This is a genomic window from Candidatus Magnetominusculus dajiuhuensis, from assembly GCF_046044395.1.
GTDB classification, from domain to species: Bacteria; Nitrospirota; Thermodesulfovibrionia; order Thermodesulfovibrionales; family Magnetobacteriaceae; genus Magnetominusculus; species Magnetominusculus dajiuhuensis.
In genome coordinates this window covers 1-17,635 of the sequence record NZ_JBJUSG010000079.1, presented here as the reverse complement: position 1 = coordinate 17,635, position 17,635 = coordinate 1, and the positions used below count along the sequence as shown (strand labels likewise).

At 47.7% G+C, this 17,635-nt stretch carries 16 protein-coding genes; all 16 read right to left on the bottom strand.

What is annotated here, in order from left to right; translation table 11 throughout:
* Positions 1 to 226: 226 nt before the first annotated feature.
* Entirely contained in the window at positions 227 to 1,507 is a 1,281-nt protein-coding gene (locus AB7D94_RS11280) for a magnesium transporter MgtE N-terminal domain-containing protein (RefSeq protein ID WP_420265981.1), read from the bottom strand.
* A gap of 12 nt (positions 1,508 to 1,519) precedes the next feature.
* Entirely contained in the window at positions 1,520 to 1,696 is a 177-nt protein-coding gene (locus AB7D94_RS11275; RefSeq protein WP_420265980.1) for a hypothetical protein, read from the bottom strand.
* 19 nt (positions 1,697 to 1,715) lie between these two features.
* Positions 1,716 to 2,984 carry an NRAMP family divalent metal transporter gene (locus AB7D94_RS11270; RefSeq protein WP_420265979.1) on the bottom strand — a complete coding sequence of 423 codons (1,269 nt, stop codon included), beginning with the start codon at positions 2,982 to 2,984 and terminating at the stop codon, positions 1,716 to 1,718.
* A gap of 67 nt (positions 2,985 to 3,051) precedes the next feature.
* Positions 3,052 to 3,801 carry a phosphate ABC transporter ATP-binding protein PstB gene (gene pstB, locus AB7D94_RS11265; RefSeq protein WP_420265978.1) on the bottom strand — a complete coding sequence of 250 codons (750 nt, stop codon included), beginning with the start codon at positions 3,799 to 3,801 and terminating at the stop codon, positions 3,052 to 3,054.
* Positions 3,802 to 3,837: 36 nt separating this feature from the next.
* Positions 3,838 to 5,709 (bottom strand): GGDEF domain-containing protein, encoded by a 1,872-nt coding sequence (locus tag AB7D94_RS11260; protein WP_420265977.1) that lies wholly within the window; start codon positions 5,707 to 5,709, stop codon positions 3,838 to 3,840.
* Between the two features lie 356 nt (positions 5,710 to 6,065).
* Positions 6,066 to 7,235: a glycosyltransferase gene (locus tag AB7D94_RS11255; protein WP_420265976.1), complete on the bottom strand. Its 1,170-nt coding sequence runs from the start codon at positions 7,233 to 7,235 to the stop codon at positions 6,066 to 6,068.
* A gap of 11 nt (positions 7,236 to 7,246) precedes the next feature.
* Positions 7,247 to 7,954, bottom strand: coding sequence for a PHP domain-containing protein (locus AB7D94_RS11250; RefSeq protein WP_420265975.1), 708 nt, complete (start codon positions 7,952 to 7,954; stop codon positions 7,247 to 7,249).
* 126 nt (positions 7,955 to 8,080) lie between these two features.
* The gene (locus tag AB7D94_RS11245; RefSeq protein ID WP_420265974.1) at positions 8,081 to 9,328 is read right to left on the bottom strand and encodes a glycoside hydrolase family 1 protein; all 1,248 of its coding nucleotides are present in this window, start codon (positions 9,326 to 9,328) and stop codon (positions 8,081 to 8,083) included.
* A 36-nt stretch (positions 9,329 to 9,364) separates the two neighbouring features.
* On the bottom strand, positions 9,365 to 9,514 hold the full coding sequence (locus tag AB7D94_RS11240; RefSeq protein WP_420265973.1) for a hypothetical protein: 150 nt from the start codon (positions 9,512 to 9,514) through the stop codon (positions 9,365 to 9,367).
* 167 nt (positions 9,515 to 9,681) lie between these two features.
* Positions 9,682 to 10,944: a glutamyl-tRNA reductase gene (gene hemA, locus AB7D94_RS11235; RefSeq protein ID WP_420265972.1), complete on the bottom strand. Its 1,263-nt coding sequence runs from the start codon at positions 10,942 to 10,944 to the stop codon at positions 9,682 to 9,684.
* Positions 10,941 to 11,753, bottom strand: a complete 813-nt coding sequence (ccsB, locus tag AB7D94_RS11230; protein ID WP_420265971.1) for a c-type cytochrome biogenesis protein CcsB — start codon at positions 11,751 to 11,753, stop codon at positions 10,941 to 10,943. Before ccsB ends, hemA begins: the two co-directional genes overlap by 4 nt.
* Complete coding sequence (locus AB7D94_RS11225) at positions 11,754 to 12,500, bottom strand: molybdopterin-guanine dinucleotide biosynthesis protein MobB (RefSeq protein ID WP_420265970.1); 747 nt, start codon at positions 12,498 to 12,500, stop codon at positions 11,754 to 11,756.
* Positions 12,501 to 12,510: 10 nt separating this feature from the next.
* Positions 12,511 to 14,904, bottom strand: a complete 2,394-nt coding sequence (topA, locus tag AB7D94_RS11220) for a type I DNA topoisomerase (protein ID WP_420265969.1) — start codon at positions 14,902 to 14,904, stop codon at positions 12,511 to 12,513.
* Positions 14,895 to 15,179 (bottom strand): hypothetical protein, encoded by a 285-nt coding sequence (locus AB7D94_RS11215; RefSeq protein ID WP_420265968.1) that lies wholly within the window; start codon positions 15,177 to 15,179, stop codon positions 14,895 to 14,897. The genes topA and AB7D94_RS11215 overlap by 10 nt, the downstream gene beginning before the upstream one ends.
* A gap of 15 nt (positions 15,180 to 15,194) precedes the next feature.
* Positions 15,195 to 16,283 carry a DNA-processing protein DprA gene (dprA, locus tag AB7D94_RS11210; protein ID WP_420265967.1) on the bottom strand — a complete coding sequence of 363 codons (1,089 nt, stop codon included), beginning with the start codon at positions 16,281 to 16,283 and terminating at the stop codon, positions 15,195 to 15,197.
* 2 nt (positions 16,284 to 16,285) lie between these two features.
* Positions 16,286 to 17,476 (bottom strand): argininosuccinate synthase, encoded by a 1,191-nt coding sequence (locus tag AB7D94_RS11205; RefSeq protein ID WP_420265966.1) that lies wholly within the window; start codon positions 17,474 to 17,476, stop codon positions 16,286 to 16,288.
* Positions 17,477 to 17,635: the final 159 nt, after the last annotated feature.

Genomic DNA, 17,635 nt, shown 5'->3' with positions numbered 1-17,635 from the left:
TTTAGGACATTTCTACTTTGGTAGAATAGGACATTTCTATTTTGGTATTACATATCCGCAACCCCTAAAAGAAATCACCTCTGTGTGTCCACGCCTCATTAGCCCGCCCAATCGTACCGTCTCACCTGCCGCCCCTGGTATTTTACGGTAAAAGTACTCTCCTCAGTCTCCAAGATCCTTTGTAAAACAAGGAGATAAGGCAGTCTTAGGTGTTTTAAATGGCCGTTTACACAAACCTGTGTTTTAAATTCATTACGTCCCGATAGAGAACCACCCCAAGGATAACATCATTGCCATTAGTAACGGGAATAGCCCTGAAGCTGTAGCGAGAAAACATCTCGGCTGCCTCAATAAGTGTGTTTTCCGGTTTCAGGGCGATGACGTTTGTCGTCATAATGGCCTCAAGTTTATCCTCTATGCTTGCCTGTAACGCCTCTTTAAGGTCAACCACGCCGAGCAGCGTGTCCTTTTCGTCAACCACGTATATGTACATTATCACGTCCTTGTCTTTTGCAATTTCACGATACTGTAGCAGCAACTGACTTACCTGTGTACGCGGGGGGAGTTTTATAAAATGCGACGTTGAGAAATGGACAAGCTCCTCCTCATGTTTATCAAGCAGGAATTGTACCTTTTGGGCGTTTTCCTTATCAATTAATTTCATAATCTCGTCCGCCTCCGCCGCTGGCAATATGGCAAGTATATCGGCAGCCTGGGCGGGAGTCATGTCATTGATCAATTCGGCAGCCCTCTCCTTCCTGATGCAACAGATAAGCTCTCTCTGAACGCGCGGCTCGATTTCCTCCAGCGTATCAGAGGCGTGTTCTGTTTCAAGTTCATTGAATATGGCAAGGCGCTGTTCAGAGTTCAACTCCTCAAGGATGTCCGCCAGGTCAACCGGATGAATATCGGTGAGTTTCTCTTTCAGGACATTTAGCTTGACATTGCCCTTGAATGCGCCTGTATTTTCAGGCAGCGGCTGGACGTAAGCCCATGACAAGGTCTCTTTTTTCAGGAAATCTGCCCCGAACAGAAACTTCACTATGGGTTTGAGGCCAAGTCTTTTTAGTAAGGCGTATCTGCTGAAATCCACGTCTGTAACATATAGCACCCTGTTACGCAAGGCCAGTTTGATATCATATACCATATCAACCTCGTTGTCATCCATATCAAGGACCTTCTTATCAAGAATATGTGTATTCAGGAGCACCCGGCCTTCGGGCGGCTCGCCCTCATATTGGCTCAGACTTTCAAGTTCAACGGTAATCCTCGCGGCGTTGACCGTCGCTACACGTTCCCACGGTACGAGAAGCGCCTTGCTGCCAAATGGACGATGAATGATAAAGTGGGTAACTCTGGGGATTTTCTCTTTCTCCACAATGGCAAGGTCCATCAGTTTCCCGATCTTTTCGTTTCCATTAAATACCTTTGTGCCAATAAGGTCACTTAGAAAGAATACCTCGGCACCTGTCTCTTGTTCCTGCTTTCTGTCAATTATAGTGTTCAAGATCGGCCTCCGCTATCTTACTAGTGTAATAAATTTATAACCAAGCAATACCACAAGGAAAATAAGATAAAGCCGCAACAGCAGCAGCGAGAACTTTACCCACGGCGACATCTCCACGTTTGGTGTCTCGTACTTTTTATTTATCTCGCGAACCTTAGCGTAATTATTTTTGAGAAAACTCCTTATCATAATGTCTTTGCCTCCTCCGCTATTTTAGCATATTTGGAAACAAGGTGCTTATCCCATAGATGCTTGATATGACGATTATAACCACCACTATCCCCACAGTGACTATGTTCTGAGTTATAGAATTTGTATATTCCCCCATGGTCTTTTTGTTGTTCAACAGGAGAATCAGAAAGACCAAAGCGGCAGGCAACAGCGTAACCGCGACGACCTGTACAAACAGTGTGATAAGCACGAGCGGCGCATTTGGAATCAGCACGACAAGCCCCGCCGAGGCCACAAGTAAAAAGAAGAACGCATAAAACCAGGGGGCCTCTTTTATCTTATAGTTTAGTGAGTGCGCCCAGCCGAAAACCTCTCCAAATGCCCATGAACTGGCAAGCGATATGCAAACCGCGCCAAGGAAACCGGCGTCAAACAGGCCAATCGCCATTAAAGCGCCCAAATGCTTATTGGTCTTCATCAGCATAATAGACGCCTGTGCCGCATCGTCAACGGCCACCCCTTTTAGTACCGTGCCGGTGACGATAATGATAAACACGGCCACAACCCCGGTAAACATCGAACCCATAAATGTATCAAGCTTGCCCCAGGGTATGTCCTTTTCCTTCATGGCCTTATCAACAACGGCGCTCTGCTGGAAGAATAACATCCATGGGGCTATGGTTGTGCCGACATTTGCCATCAGGAAAAAGAACAAGTCGTTATTAAAACCTCCCGGAAAGTTGGGAACCAGCCCATTGCTGATTATATCCCTGACAGATGGATTAATCATAAACGCTCCTGGTATATAAATCAGGTTTAGCCCACAAAAGACCAGGGTAATCTTCTCCCACGTCCAGTAACTGCCGCTTAGTACCATGCCCACCATTACAATGCACATTACTATGACCGTCAGCCAGGGCGATACGCCGAATATTTTAAGGGCGGATGTCATGCCGACGAACTCCGTCACCATCGTCATCCAGTTTACAATCAGCAAATCAAGCAGCGAAAACCACCCCCAGAAGGCACCAAACCCCTCGAAAATCGCCTCCGCGTGTCCACGCTTTGTTACCGCCCCCAGCCGTACCGTCATCTCCTGCACGTAATAACAGACAGGGATGAGTATTACGATAACCCATATAAGATTATAGCCATACTTCGCCCCCGTAGCCGCATACGTAGTAATGCCGCCCGCGTCGTTGTCGGCGATCATTACTATTATCCCCGGCCCTGAAATAATCAGAAAGAGTTTTATCGCCTTAATAATCTTGCGATACTGGTAATACAACCGCGTAAAAATATTCACGAAAGGACCTCCATAGCATATCCGAGATAGAACATTATAGTATATCCGATATAAAAAATTATTCTTATCAGCCGAATCTGCCGGTTATATAATCCTCAGTCAGTTTATTGGAGGGATATGTGAACACCCTTGGGGTTTCGTCAAATTCTATCAGCTCGCCAAGCATTATAAATCCCGTGTAATCGCTCATCCTTGCGGCCTGCTGCATGTTGTGTGTGACGATTACTATTGTAACGGTCTCTTTTAATTCAACCGCCAGGTCTTCGATTTTGGATGTGGAGATGGGGTCAAGCGCCGAGGTAGGCTCATCAAAAAGCAGCACTTCTGGTGCAACGGCGAGGGCGCGGGCTATGACGAGGCGCTGCTGCTGCCCACCTGAGAGCGTGTAGGCGCTCTCGTTGATTTTGTGTTTGACCTCATCCCAAATGGCGGCCTGTTTGAGGGCAACCTCAATATGCCCGTCAAGTTCGTCGCGTCTTTTTACCCCCCTAAGCCGCAGCCCATAGGCAACGTTTTCGTATATTGACATAGGAAATGGGGTTGGTTTTTGAAACACCATCCCTACACGGCTGCGCAGCTCAATGATGTCTGTGTGCTCGGCCAGAATATTTACGTCATTAAACATGATCTCCCCTTCATAGCGGTTACCGGGGTAGAGGTCGTGCATCCGGTTAAAACACCTTAGCAGCGTTGTCTTGCCGCAGCCCGACGGCCCTATAAGGGCAGTTATGGCGTGTGCGTGTATGGGAATATTTATGTTTTTAAGGGCGCGCACACCACCCGCATAATAAAAGTTGAGCTGCCTTACCTCATCCATCTATCACCCATCCTCAGTGTTATCCACCCAATCCATCTAAGCGGCATCCTCACTGTTGCCATCCACTTGCTCGTGCCCACAGTGCATCCTCTTGTCTCTGACAATTGAAAACCCCTCCTTTGACTTAGCGGCCTTCTTGACATCCGTTGCTATGGACGCCAGATGCGCGAAGGATTCTATTTTATATATCTCGGTACTCACCACACCAATTGATAAGGACAAAAGGCAATATCTTTCTGCCTGTCCTTTTCTGCTTACTGAATCATAATATCCCCTTTCATAGTCGTCTTCGCCGTGAAATTCCCTTAGTTTTGACTTAAAACTCTCTATCAGCATATCGCAAAGCGCCATTGACTTGTTCGGATGGGCAAGCAGGATAAAATCATCCCCGCCGATATGCCCGACGAAATTAAAATCGTGCTGCTGCACCCTCACAATTTCCTCCAATATCTGCCCCAGCGTCCTGATTACCACATCGCCCTTTTCAAAACCATAGTTGTCGTTGTACGGTTTAAAATTATCAAGGTCTATGTAGCAGACATCGAAGTGTATGTTTTGGGTAAGTCTCTTGTTTATCTCCTCAGAGATAGATTTGTTACCGGGCAGCCCGGTAAGGGGATTCGCATTCTTCGCAAGAGATATGGATTTTTCGGTTACAGCCGCTAACAGCTCGCTTATAGTAACAGAACCAAGGTATTTTCCATTTCTTGTCACGCTGATGTCGTCATAAAGCAATTCAACCTTCCTCATTCTGACCATCCCGGCAACATCTTCAATCGAAACGTTCCCCTCTACCGAGAGAAACTGTGTCTCCATCATGTCCTTGACTCTCTTACGATAGTTGAGGGCGCTGCCATAGCCGCACTTGCCCAACATCTGATTTTCTAAAAACCTTTGCCTGTTGACTATTCCGAAAATCCTGTCGTCTTCGATAACAGGCAGACATCTAAACTCATTATTACTTATTAAAGTATTAAAGGCCTCCATCAAGGTAGTATCTGGAAGGAGGCAGGCTTTCCTGACCGCAATATCGCCTATGAATACATTGTCAGGAAATTTGCCGTAATTCTGAAGTCTCTCCCCCTTCAGGGAGCAAATTTCGACTTTGGCCTCGTTGTTTAAGCCAGCGGCGGGCTTTTGCAAATAAAACCCCTGCAATAACTCTATACCCATGTTCATAACATGCTTGAGTTCCTCTTGGGTTTCTATTCCCTCGGCAATAACCTTTATACCAAGCCTGTGGCAGACGGTCGTAACGGCGTCAACCAGGTTATGCTTGATAAGGGCCTTGTTCACGTCGGAGATAAAGTGCCTGTCTATTTTTACATAATCTGGTTCGATGATTGACAGCATCTTCAGACCGCCATAGCCTACGCCGAAATCATCTATCGCTATCTTATAGCCCGTATCTTTAAACCTACGAACTACCTTATTGAACACGTCGTAGTTTGCGATGGCGCTTTCTTCGGTTATTTCAAGGACAATTTTATCTTTTGACAAACCCCATTCCCTTATATAGTGGTCAGTAATCTCACACCATCCGGGGTTATCTGTGATCGTCTCAGGGCAGATGTTTATGAACAGGTAAGAATCGGTCTTGCTGATACCCTCCTGGGATGCCTTTACGAGGGCATTTTCCTGACACGCCGAATCCAATAGTGACAGGGTGTTAGTTGCCTTAGCCTTTTCAAACAACTCGCCTATGTTAAACGGCGACGAAGTCCTTATAAGTCTGGTAAGGGCTTCATATCCATAGACGCCCCCATCTTTCGACGAATAGACAGGCTGGAAGTGTATAGTTAAGGCATTCGTGTCTATTAACCTGTAGATATGTTCTCTCTCGTCGCCTAAGTCGTAATCCTTTGGTTTTTTAGCCAAAATATCATCCAATGTCCATTTCATTTTCATATGTATGCCTCCTTCAATATGCTCATTGTTCCATACAAACCATGGGGAAAAAGTACCTGACTTCACACTTTGCGCATAAATACATATTACCTGCAAAGTACTCACCTTTAAGTTCAAGCTGGGAATTACAGTCATCACAATGTCTCATTTTTCCCTCCTATGGTCAGGATATACCGCTACATGCTGTATATTAAACAATGGGCTGTTACAAGAATATTAAGGAATTATTAAGAATAGATTATATTATTGCGAAATCTCGCCAAAAAGAACAGAAGCCGCCAACGGGCGGCAGCCCAAACTCAACAGACAAAACGTTGGCAAAAATACGGGTGAAGGGGGATTATCCCCCTTCGTCGTTAATCCCTTAGCAGTCTGTATATTAGTAACCACAAGCCGTTGTCTGGCAGTGGCGATAAGGCTGAACCCTTGCCGATGACATATCTGTTGCCTCTCCAGTTGACGGTGCTGCTGAAAATCGGCACAAACCAAATAAACCCTATGATGATGTCCTTGACCGGGGATAACAAATACAGCAAGGGGCTCATCCCGGCGCGAAGCCTTGACCCAATATACATGTCGTGGGCAACCTTTAGCAAACTAACCGCCGCCATAAACGACACTGATGCGGTTGACACCGGCATAATAAGCAAAAGAATGAAGGCCATAAACACGGCATTAGTGAACAGTTCAGAGAGGTACTTAGCGCCTCCGATTTGCCATCTCAGCTTTCCCCACCGTGTGTGCCGGTTAATAAAACGCCCTACACCCCAGTATTCATTGACGTTATTAATAAGATGATTGGAAAGAACAACCTTTTTCCCAAGCGCATGGATTCTCTGGCCGATTATGTAGTCCTCGGCAAGAAAGTCCTTAACGCCGGTAAAGCCGCCGATGGCCTCAAGGTCTTCTTTTGTCATGAGCATTGATTTCCCGACAACACACGGCATATCCAGATATTTATCGAGGACACAGACACTGCTAGCGACAAAAGAATTCAGGTGGAGATTTTCCATGACAGCCCCAAGTGAACGGCCGCTTACTCCCCTTATAATATTGCTTACCAGACCGACAGACGGGTCGTCCATATGCCGGGAAATGTCAGTTAAGTAGTCTTTTTCCACGCGGACATTGCTGTCGCTGATAAGTATCAGGCCGTGTTTTGCCATTTTATACGCCGGAATAAGATTATTGACCTTTGGGTTTAATCCCGCGTCGCAATGTTCAACGACAATAGAAATATCCTTACAACGGTATTTGTCCTTGATTTTCCTCACTACTTTATACGCGGGGTCGTTCTGGTCCTGAAGTGTAAAGATTACCTCATAGACGGGATAGTCAAGATTACAGAAGCTCTCAAGGTTATCAAACAGGCAATCCTCAAGACCCTTGAGCGGTTTCAGGATTGAAATAGCGGGAAAGCTCCCGCCGCTGTCCGGCTTGGGGGAAGTCGTATAAGACCTGATTGCAAGCGCCTCAAGCAGATACAAGGCGATGACAACTACCAACATTACCGTTAAAACCCACATTTCTCTACCTCCTAGTTTCTAAATAGTGTAATAGCCACACCTTTGTTATGCCGGATACATTGTTTTATGGAATCTATGTCGTTAACACAGTTCAGGAGAGTTTTCCACGAAAAGAGGTGTTTCGGTTTATGGAAGTCGCTGTTTGCGATATGGGGGTACTTTTCCAGACTTACGACATTGAAGACATCATCCCTGTTGGCAATCTCCCACGCGTCTATATAACGGGCATATTTTTCCCTGTTATTCCAGAGGAAGAGTGTGTCGCGGTCGCCCGTGCCTGACATGTAATGCGGATGGCAGGCTATAATCAGGGCCTTCTGAGACTTTGCCTGGAGAAATATTTCCTCATAACTCAGACACGCGGGTATAAACTCCTTGACATCAACAATCAGTATGTGGGCTGAGTCGTTGACAGAAAGACGGTTTTTTGTTATCTCGATGCCAGCAATGACGACCATACCATATTTGTCATATGCCCTTTTGGCCTCTTCCTTTATGTGGGCGATGTATTGGTTGAAGTTATTGGCCGTTACAGAATATTTAAAGCGATGTGCGAGTTTGCCGAATGAGTTATCACCGCTTACCACATGGTCGGTAATGGCTATTGCGTCGAAGCCGGCCTGGCCAAAAATATCTATTGCCTTCCTCAGCTCTACCGAGCCGTCGGAGTAAGTTGTGTGTATATGAAAGTCACACAGCAGCATATCAGTATGTATCATAGTCCATCATATGTGACAACTATTATAACGAATGAATATTACAGCATTATGAAGCATGTGTTACAGTTGATGACTTTAACATTACAATACGGTTAAATATTTGACAGTAGAAAATTCTATGGAAGTTTACAATTTTCTATTTTTAATGATATGAGAATAGTATGTGGCGGCGTTTGTAGGTTTACGTTGCAGGGTCTCGAAGTTGACGTTATAAAGCCCGAAGCGGGCGTCGAGGCCGTTGAGCCACTCGTAGTTGTCTATCAGTGACCAGTAGAAATAGCCTCTTATGTCCAATCCATGCCTTTTTTTACAGTGCTCTATTGTGTCAATATGTTTCTTTATAAATCGAATCTTTTCGTGGCTGTCCTTTGTGGCGATGCCGTTTTCGGTTATTATCAGGGAAACGTTCAAAGTCGAGGCAAATTTCAGCATCTTTTCAAGGCCACGCGGGTATATCTCCCACCCCATGTCGGTAAGCCCGTGGCCATCTATGTCGAGGTGTCTCATCTCAACACCCATCTTTTTAAATGGGTTAAACCTCATGTGGATTCTTGTGTAGTAGTTCACGCCAAAGAAGTCGAGCTTTCCTTTTATGGGAACATCAAATTTCATCTCTTCTTTAAATGGGAATTTAACCCTCAGCAACCCGGTGGCAAAGGCGTCAAGCAGGGATTGATTATAAAAATGCCTCGCAAAACGGGCAAGAAGTTTATCAAGGGGATTCCACTTACTCCACGGGGCAAGGGCGGCCATATTATGGGCGACACTCACTTTCGCATTTGGACACGCGGCATGTATTATCTCATATGCCCCCGAGTGTGCCCTGAGAATATTCACAAGTGCCCTGACTCCCAACTGCACATCCTTAATCGCAGGGGGAATACACCCTTCGAAGTAGCCCGCAAGGATGAGGACATAGGGTTCATTAAAGGTTATCCAGTATTTCACGTTGCTTACCGCGGCAACTATTCTTTTGACGTAGGCAAGAAATATATCCACAGAGCCATCTTCGTGCCAGGGGTATTTCTTTATAAACCAAAGGGGATGCGTAAAGTGATGCAGCGTAAGCATAGGCTCAATGCCATATTTTATCAGAATATCTACGATTTCCAAATAATGTTCGATTGCCTGCTCATCCCACATGTGTTCACGCGGTTGTATGCGCGACCATTCAAGAGAGAAGCGGTATGCGTTTACCCCAAGGTCGTTCAGGAGGATGAGGTCTTTCTTGTACAGCTCATAGTGGTTGGTTATTTCAGGCCTTTCACTGAGTATAGTGTCCCAGGATGACCAGTCGGCGTGAGGGGAGCCCTCAAGCTGAAACGCGGACGTAGCAACACCCCAGAGAAAGGCCTCCTGTGAAGGCTCTTTCATCCTGTCTTTACCTGTATTTTCCTGACGTGGCCGAGTTCAGACATAGTCTAAATACCGCTCACACACCATGGAAAGTTCGGCTCCCACATACTCATTGTAGCTTACACACACATTTACGTGCTCACACTTCCCGCATGTTACAAGCTCGGACAGACCTTCATACCGCTCACAAACTATTTTTGACATGTTCCCTCCTGCAATATCGCGCTCTCAGTTCATATAATCTAACAATGCACACTTGTCATGCTATATATTAAACGGAGGGCTGTTACAGGAATATTAAGGAATGATTAAGAATAGATTATATTTGCGTGAAATCTTGCAATGGCGAGCGGTCGGCCTTATGGCGGCTGTTATTTCCCGTTAAGGCCGTAGAGCTTTCTTACCACTGAGATAAGGATGTCCTTGTCTTCGTCGTTTCCTTTTAAGGCCGTAGTCGGTGGGTGGAGCAGCTTGTTTATCATGGAGTTCATGGCCTGTTCTACGGCCTGTTTGTATTTCTCGTCCACTCCTTCAAATTTATGGTAGAGTTTCGCCAGCTCTTCGTTTTTAATACCTTCGGCATTTTTTCTCAGCGCCACTATTGTCGGCACCGCGTCAAGTGACTGCATCCAATTAAAAAATACGTCTATCTCCTCGTTTATTATCTCCTCCGCCTTTAGGGATTCCTTTAGACGCTCGTTCAGATTCGCATCAACAACCCCCTGCAGGTCGTCTATGTCGTACAGATATACGTTGTCCAGACTGTTTATCTTAGGGTCAATATTTCGCGGGACTGAGATATCAATAATGAACACCGGGCGCTGTCTTCTGGTTTTCATTATCTTTTCCATTTCAGCGAAATCTAAGACGTAAGCACGCGCGCCGGTTGAGCATATTACTATGTCTGAGTGCGATAGCTCGCTCTTAAACTCGCTGAATTCAATCGCCCTTCCTGAGAACTCCACCGCGAGGGCCAGCCCCCTCTCGTACGTCCTGTTGGCCACTATTACCTCTTTTACGCCGCTGCCAGTTAAGTGCCTTGCCGCCAGTTCCGCCATCTCACCGGCACCGAGGAGCATAAAGACCTTATCGCCCAAATCTCCGAATATCTTTTTTGCCAGCTCAACCGCCGCATATCCTATTGAGACCGCGTTTTCGGCTATCTTCGTCTCAGTTCTGACTCGCTTTGCCACAGAGATGGCCTTTTTCATCAGCTTGTTTAGTATAATGCCTGATGATTGCTCCTTAAGCCCGATATCGTAGGAATCCTTCAATTGCCCCAGAATTTGCGGCTCTCCTACAACCATCGAATCCAAAGACGAGGCAACCCGAAACAGATGCCTTACGCCATCCATGCCGCCATAGGCATAGAGGGCACCATCAAGGACTTCCACCGGAATGTTATGAAACCCCGAAAGGTATTCTTTAACTCGCCCAACTGTATTTGAGTCGCCGTCCGCGTGTAAATACAACTCCACGCGGTTGCACGTAGAGAGGATTATGGCCTCTTTGACCCCCTGCAGCGCGCGCAGGCCAGTCAAACCTTTTATTATCTTTTCGCTGTCAAAGGCGATACTCTCCCTTACCTCAACCTCAGCCGTCTTGTGATTAAGCCCTATTACCAGGATAGTCATTCGAATCCATGAAACGTCTTTAGTAGTAAATTCACCCCAAAAAAGGTAAACAGTATGGCTATGAATCCGGCCGCCGAGAGGATTGCCGTGCGCCTGCCGTGCCACCCGGCCGTCAGGCGCGCGTGAAGCACTATGGCATAAAACAACCATGTTATCAATGACCAGACCTCCTTAGGGTCCCATCTCCAGTACGTGCCCCATATGGCCTCTGACCACAGGGCACCTGTGATTATCGCAAGCGTCAACAGCGGAAACCCTATCGTTATCAGACGATAATTTACCTCGTCAAGCACCTTCAGGCTTGGCAGGCGGTGAAAAAGGCCGTCCAGCCTCTTTGACTTTACGTGCCGCTCCTGTATCAAATACATCATGCCTACCCCGCAGGCAACCGCAAGGGCGGCCTCCCCCACAAAAGCCAATACTGTGTGAAGCCAGAGCCACGAATTCCTTAATATCACAGGCAGCGGCCTAAGCTCACGCGGCAACACAGACGAGGACAACATGAGAATAAACACCCCGGGTAAGACAAATGACCCCAGCAATCCCATCTTATACCTGTACTCAATTATAAAAAAAACCAATACAATGCACCACGTGAAAAAAGAGGCCGCCTCATGCAAACTGGCCGTCGGCATATGCCCGGAGACGAAGAGCCGCAGTACCACGTTTAACGTGTGAAGTATAAAACCGGCGCCAGCAAACATGGCCATACCCCCTGAGGTAGCCCTGCTTCCCTTCATTAAATCGAGAATTGCCAATATAGTGGCGATAAAATACGCGGTCAGCGCAAGTTCAAATGTCAAAATCAATTAGAAACACCCCAGCTCGCAGGACGTTATCCTGATGTTTAGCAAATTTGCCGCATCCCCCAGTGTGCCGTACGAAACGCCAAGTCCCTCAGCGGCCTTTCTTGCCAGCGCGCATGGAATCTTCCCGTCCTGCGACAGTCCGGTGAGGGTTATCTCTATCTCTTTCCTGACAATCTCATCCAATATTACCTCAGCGCAGTTGTCCCAGTTATCTCTGTTTTCACCCGCACTTTCCATTGTCTGCTCATCCCATTTCTCATCATATGCCCTGACATTGCAGGTTTTCACGCCGCCTGACAAGGGCACATACGGCAACGTGTCCAACTGAAAATCCCGCAACACCAGCACCGACGCCTTCTTTAGCGCCGTCTTGGCGCTGTCTTTTATCTTAAGCGGGTCATCTCCGAAGACAAAGGCCACAACATCAAACTCTATATGCCCTGTGGGGCTGTTTCCCTCTACCAGTATGCCATCCATATCCCAGAACTTATCAAGGGCGATTCTGATGACCTCCTCAAGTTCATGTCGCGGGGATTGAATCCATTGGACCCTCTGTGCCCCCGCGTTAAGCAGCCTCGCCGTGTCCTTATCTCCAGTGTCCACCGCGTCGGACACAGACGTATAAAAGGCCGTCTGCGTGTATTTAACCGCACCCCACGCGCCATTTTTCCTCGCTTTCAGACGCGTCAGGAGGCGCTCTGCCAGCGTGGTCTTCCCACAACTGCTATGTGCTCCACCTATGCACACCAACAATGGCTTATGATTGAACTCTGGTATATTTGCAGTCATTGTTTTGACAAAAGATCGTCCTATCGCCGGACTTATCTGTTTTTTCATAAAGCAGCGGCGCACTGCAGTTGGGGCACACCTCTTCCACCGGCTTGTAGGAGGATATATATTTGCAGTCGGGATAGTTGCCACAGGCGTAAAATATCTTGCCTTTAAACCTGCCCTTCGTTGACTTGCGTTCGATTATATCGCCGCCGTCAAGGGGACATTTCAGCCCCGTGGGGATGGGTTTTATATTTTTACATGTGGGATAGTTTGAGCAGCTTAGGAATTTGCCAAATCTGCCCGTTTTGATAACCATTGGGTTTGAGCATTTGTCGCAGATTTCACCGGACTGCTCTACTGGTGTCTCTTGCTGAATCTCTCCGGTTACCGGATCAATAGGACGTGTATTTTTACATTCAGGATAGCCCGAACACGCAAGGAACGTCCCGAATCTGCCTGCCTTCATTACCATCGGTTGTGAGCATTTATCGCATACCTCATTCGTGGATATAAACACTTTTTCATTGTCCATAGAGGCCGTTTCGATGTCTTTGGTAAAGGGCAGGTAAAAATCCCCAATCACATTATTCCAGAGAATCTCACCTGATTCTATCTTATCAAGGTCATCCTCCATTTTGGCCGTGAACGGTATATCTATTAAGTCGTGAAAGCGTTTGACGAGAAAATTGTTTACCAACGTGCCCAGCCCGGATGGTTTGAACTTGCCGTCTTCCTTCACCACGTACTTGCGGGCTTCAATAGTGGAGAGTATGGCGGCGTATGTGCTTGGCCTGCCAATGCCCTTGTCCTCAAGGGTCTTTACAAGGGTTGCCTCCGTAAATCTGGGCGGGGGCTGCGTGAAATGCTGCTGTGGCCGCAGATCAAGGAGTCTTAGTGCGTCGCCTTCTTTTAAATATGGAAGCAGGGTTGCCCCGTCTGCCTCTTCAATGTCCGGCGTCTCAGAATAAAGGGCGAGAAATCCCTTGAACTTGATAACCGTCCCCGTTGCCCTGAACTGCGCCTCCTTAGTGTCGTCAAATATGTCGAAGGTGGTCAGCTCCATCAGGGCGGTGGCCATCTGGCTGGCGATAAAACGCTTCCAGATGAGTTCATAGAGGGCAAACTGGTCGCGCGGTAAATACTGATCTACCACCTCCGGGGGATATTCCACATATGTCGGCCTTATGGCCTCATGTGCCTCCTGAGCGGCCGCCTTTACCTTGTAGTGGTGCGGTTTTGGCGGGAGATAGTCCTTGCCGAATGTCCTCTCTATATACTCACGAGACCAGGCAACGGCCTCAGGGGCTATTCTGGTTGAATCGGTACGCATGTATGTTATTAGTCCTACCGCGCCTTTTTTACCAATCGCCACGCCCTCATAGAGGCGCTGGGCGGTTGACATGGTCTTCTTTGCGGGGAATCTTAACTTTCTTGATGCCTCCTGCTGAAGCGTGCTCGTTATGAATGGAGGATAAGGGGTGCGTTTTTTCTCCTTTCTGTCTATGGCCAGCAGGGAATAATCTCTCTTCTGAAGGGTTTCCTTAATAAGAGTCGCGTCTTTTTCAGAGGTTATCAGGAACTTGTTTTCTTTGCGCGCGGGGTCGTTGGATGTCTTGAGAGATCGTTCAATTACCGTCTCACCCTTGTACTTAAACAGGCGGGCGGGGAACTCCGGCTCAACACTCCCCATGTATTTAGCGGTTATAGACCAATACTCCTCCTGATTAAACGCCTCTATCTCCCTCTCCCTTTCAACCACTATGCGGACAGCAACAGACTGCACCCTTCCAGCGCTGAGGCCGAGTCCGAAGCTTATCTTTTTCCACAACAAGGGGCTTAGTGTGTAGCCAACCAGCCTGTCAAGCACACGCCTGGCCTGCTGGGCGTAGACCTTATTCGTATCTATCAGAGACGGGGACTTCATGGCCTCTTTAACGGCTCGTTCGGTTATTTCGTTGAACGTGACGCGGTATACATTGGACGAGGCGGTCTCGGAGGCAATGGTCTCGGCTATATGCCAGGCGATTGCCTCCCCTTCGCGGTCAGGGTCGGGGGCAAGGTATATGTTTGACGCCTTTTGGGCCGCAGCCCTAAGTTCACTGATGACTTTTTCCTTTCCGGGAATGGTTATGTATTTCGGCTCATAGCCGTTTCCCGTATCAACGCCGAGTTCCTTTTTGGGTAAGTCAAGGATGTGCCCGACTGAGGCCTTTACAGAAAATCCCTTGCCGAGTATCTTTCCTATTGTCTTTGCCTTGGCCGGGGATTCCACGATTACCAGGCCGCCCCCGGCGACATGTGATTCATTGGATTCGGTGATTTCAACAATTTCAACCGGGACGGTTTGCGCGGTGTCCTTCTTTTTTCTTAGTGCCATGATATCCTTTTGCCATTGCCGAATATCAGCGAATAGACGTCGTCCCTGTCCATATACGTGTCTTTTGAGACGACATACGCAAGAAACGCCTTCAGCGTATCAATGTCCTCATCGCTCATAATGTCAAGACCTTCAAGATTCGACAGGTCATCGTATAGGTCAGTGATATTGTACTCATCAATGGCCATTTTTATCTTTGACTCGTCAAAGTTCATATCGCTGCTGATTATCTCATTGGCGATTATCCTTAGCAGTGTCACAAATCTCTTATACATTTATCCTCCACGCCGTTAAACAAGCTGAAACTTCTTTCCATCAATTTGCTTAATCACTCCTTTTATTTCAAGCCCTAATAATAATGTAAGTACCTCGTTTGAAGCAACACCACTGTGGCGAATTATTTCATCTATGTGGACAGGCTCATAGGAGATTTGGGCGCAGAGCCGCTTTTCCTCCGCGTCAAGGGCAATCTCGGCCTTTTTTGTGGACTTTACAAAACCCTTTAAGATATGCCTGAGTTCCTCCACAATGTCATCTGCGCTTTGGACGAGTTTTGCCCCCTTCTGAATCAGGCTGTGCGTACCAGCAAACGATGACGACATAATATTGCCGGGCACGGCAAAGACCTCTCTGCCCTGCTCAAGGGCAAACTCCGCCGTAATCAACGCCCCACTCTTTTGCGATGCCTCAACGACGAGCACCCCAAGCGAAAGCCCGCTTATCAGCCTGTTTCTAACGGGAAAGTTTTCCCTCAAGGGCTTGGTGCCCGGCAAAAACTCAGACACAACCGCCCCCTCTTCGATTATCCTCCGGTAGAGCCATGCGCTCTCAGGGGGATAAACGACATCAACACCGCAGCCTAAAACGGCTATTGTGCTGCCATTGTTTTGTATAGCCTTTCTGTGTGCCGCAGTGTCAATCCCACGCGCCATACCGCTTATAATCGTAAAGCCCATCTCTACAAGCTGGGCGGTGAATCTCTCCGTAACGCTTATCCCGTAGTGCGAGGCCTTTCTCGTCCCAACTATGGCAATGGCATAACGGTCCTCTTCCCTAACCCGCCCCTTTGCAAAGAGGATTAACGGGTGGTCGGCAAGCTGTTTAAGCAGGGGTGGATAATCGGCGTCCTTATAGTACAGGATACGAATTCCTTCTTTTTCGCATTTCTCTATTACCTTGTCCGCCTCGCCCCATGCCTTAAAGTTTGCTATCCCCTCTGCCCGCCCCTTGCCAACGCCCCCGACCTGAAGGAGGTCCTTCAGCGAGGCCCGAAAGATGTTCTCAGGCGTCCCAAAGGCGTTTAACAGTTTTCTGGTAGTGCCCGGGCCAATAACCGGAATAGACGACAGGGCAAGCAGGTATTTCAGTTCATCCTGCACTTTTACCGTTCCCTAATATGGGCGTTTTTTAACCTCAACGCGTTGAGTTTTATAAATCCCGCGGCATCGGCCTGATTATACACGTCTTCCTCTTCAAACGTGGCAAGGCCGGCGTCATAGAGCGACACAGGGGATTTTCTCCCCACAACCATGCAGCCGCCCTTGTAGAGCTTCAGGCGTGCCGTGCCGGTGACATTTGTCTGCGTCTCATCAATAAATTTTTGAAGCGCCAGGCGCTCCGGTGAAAACCAGTACCCGTAGTAAACCATCTCGGCGTATCTTTGTATTAATGAATCCCTCAGGTGAAGCACCTCTCTGTCCATCGTTATAGACTCCACCGCCCTGTGTGCCGCATGGAGGACTGTGCCGCCCGGTGTTTCATACACCCCTCTGGATTTTATGCCCACATATCGGTTTTCCACTATGTCAATCCTGCCCACGGCGTTTCGTCCGGCGATGCCGTTCATCTCATCAAGCAGCTCATATGGTGTCATGGCCTTGCCATTAATGATGACCGGGTTGCCGTCTTTGTAGGTGATTTCGACGTATTCAGGTTTGTCCGGCGCTTTTTCTGGCGGTACCATAAGCGTCCACATGTCTGCGGTTGGTTCATTCCACGGGTCCTCTAAAATCCCCCCCTCGTAGCTTATGTGCAGGGCGTTTCTGTCTGTGCTATAGGGCTTGTCCTTTGTGGCGGTAACGGGGATGCCGTGCTTTTGCGAGTATTCAATAAGGGACTGACGCGATTTAAACGGCCACTCCCGCCACGGGGCTATTATTTTAATATCCGGTTTCAGGGCATAGCAGCCGAGTTCAAAGCGCACCTGGTCGTTGCCCTTGCCGGTTGCGCCGTGTGCCACGTACTCAGCATCTTCCTTTTGAGCTATCTCGATTTGTTTTTTGGCAATCAGAGGCCGCGCTATGGAAGTCCCCATCAGGTAATTGTTTTCGTAGAAGGCATTGGCCCTGAACATAGGAAACACATAGTCTCTTACGAACTCCTCCCGCACATCTTCGACATACACCTTTGAAGCTCCGGTTGCGAGGGCCTTCTCGCGCACGTTGCCAAGCTCCTCGCCCTGGCCGAGGTCGGCGCAGAACGCTATGACTTCTATGTCATAAGTCTCTTTAATCCACTTAATGGCAACCGACGTATCAAGTCCACCGGAGTAAGCCAATACAACCTTTCTCATAACAACGCTCCCAACAGTTATTTTTGCCCAAGGGGTCTCAAAGCCGCCCCCCCACGCGTAAAGGTAGCATTATACGATAAAAAATGTAAACATATTTTTCACAGGCTGTCGTACCAAAGTAGAAATGTCCTATTCTTACCAAAATAGAAATGTCCTATT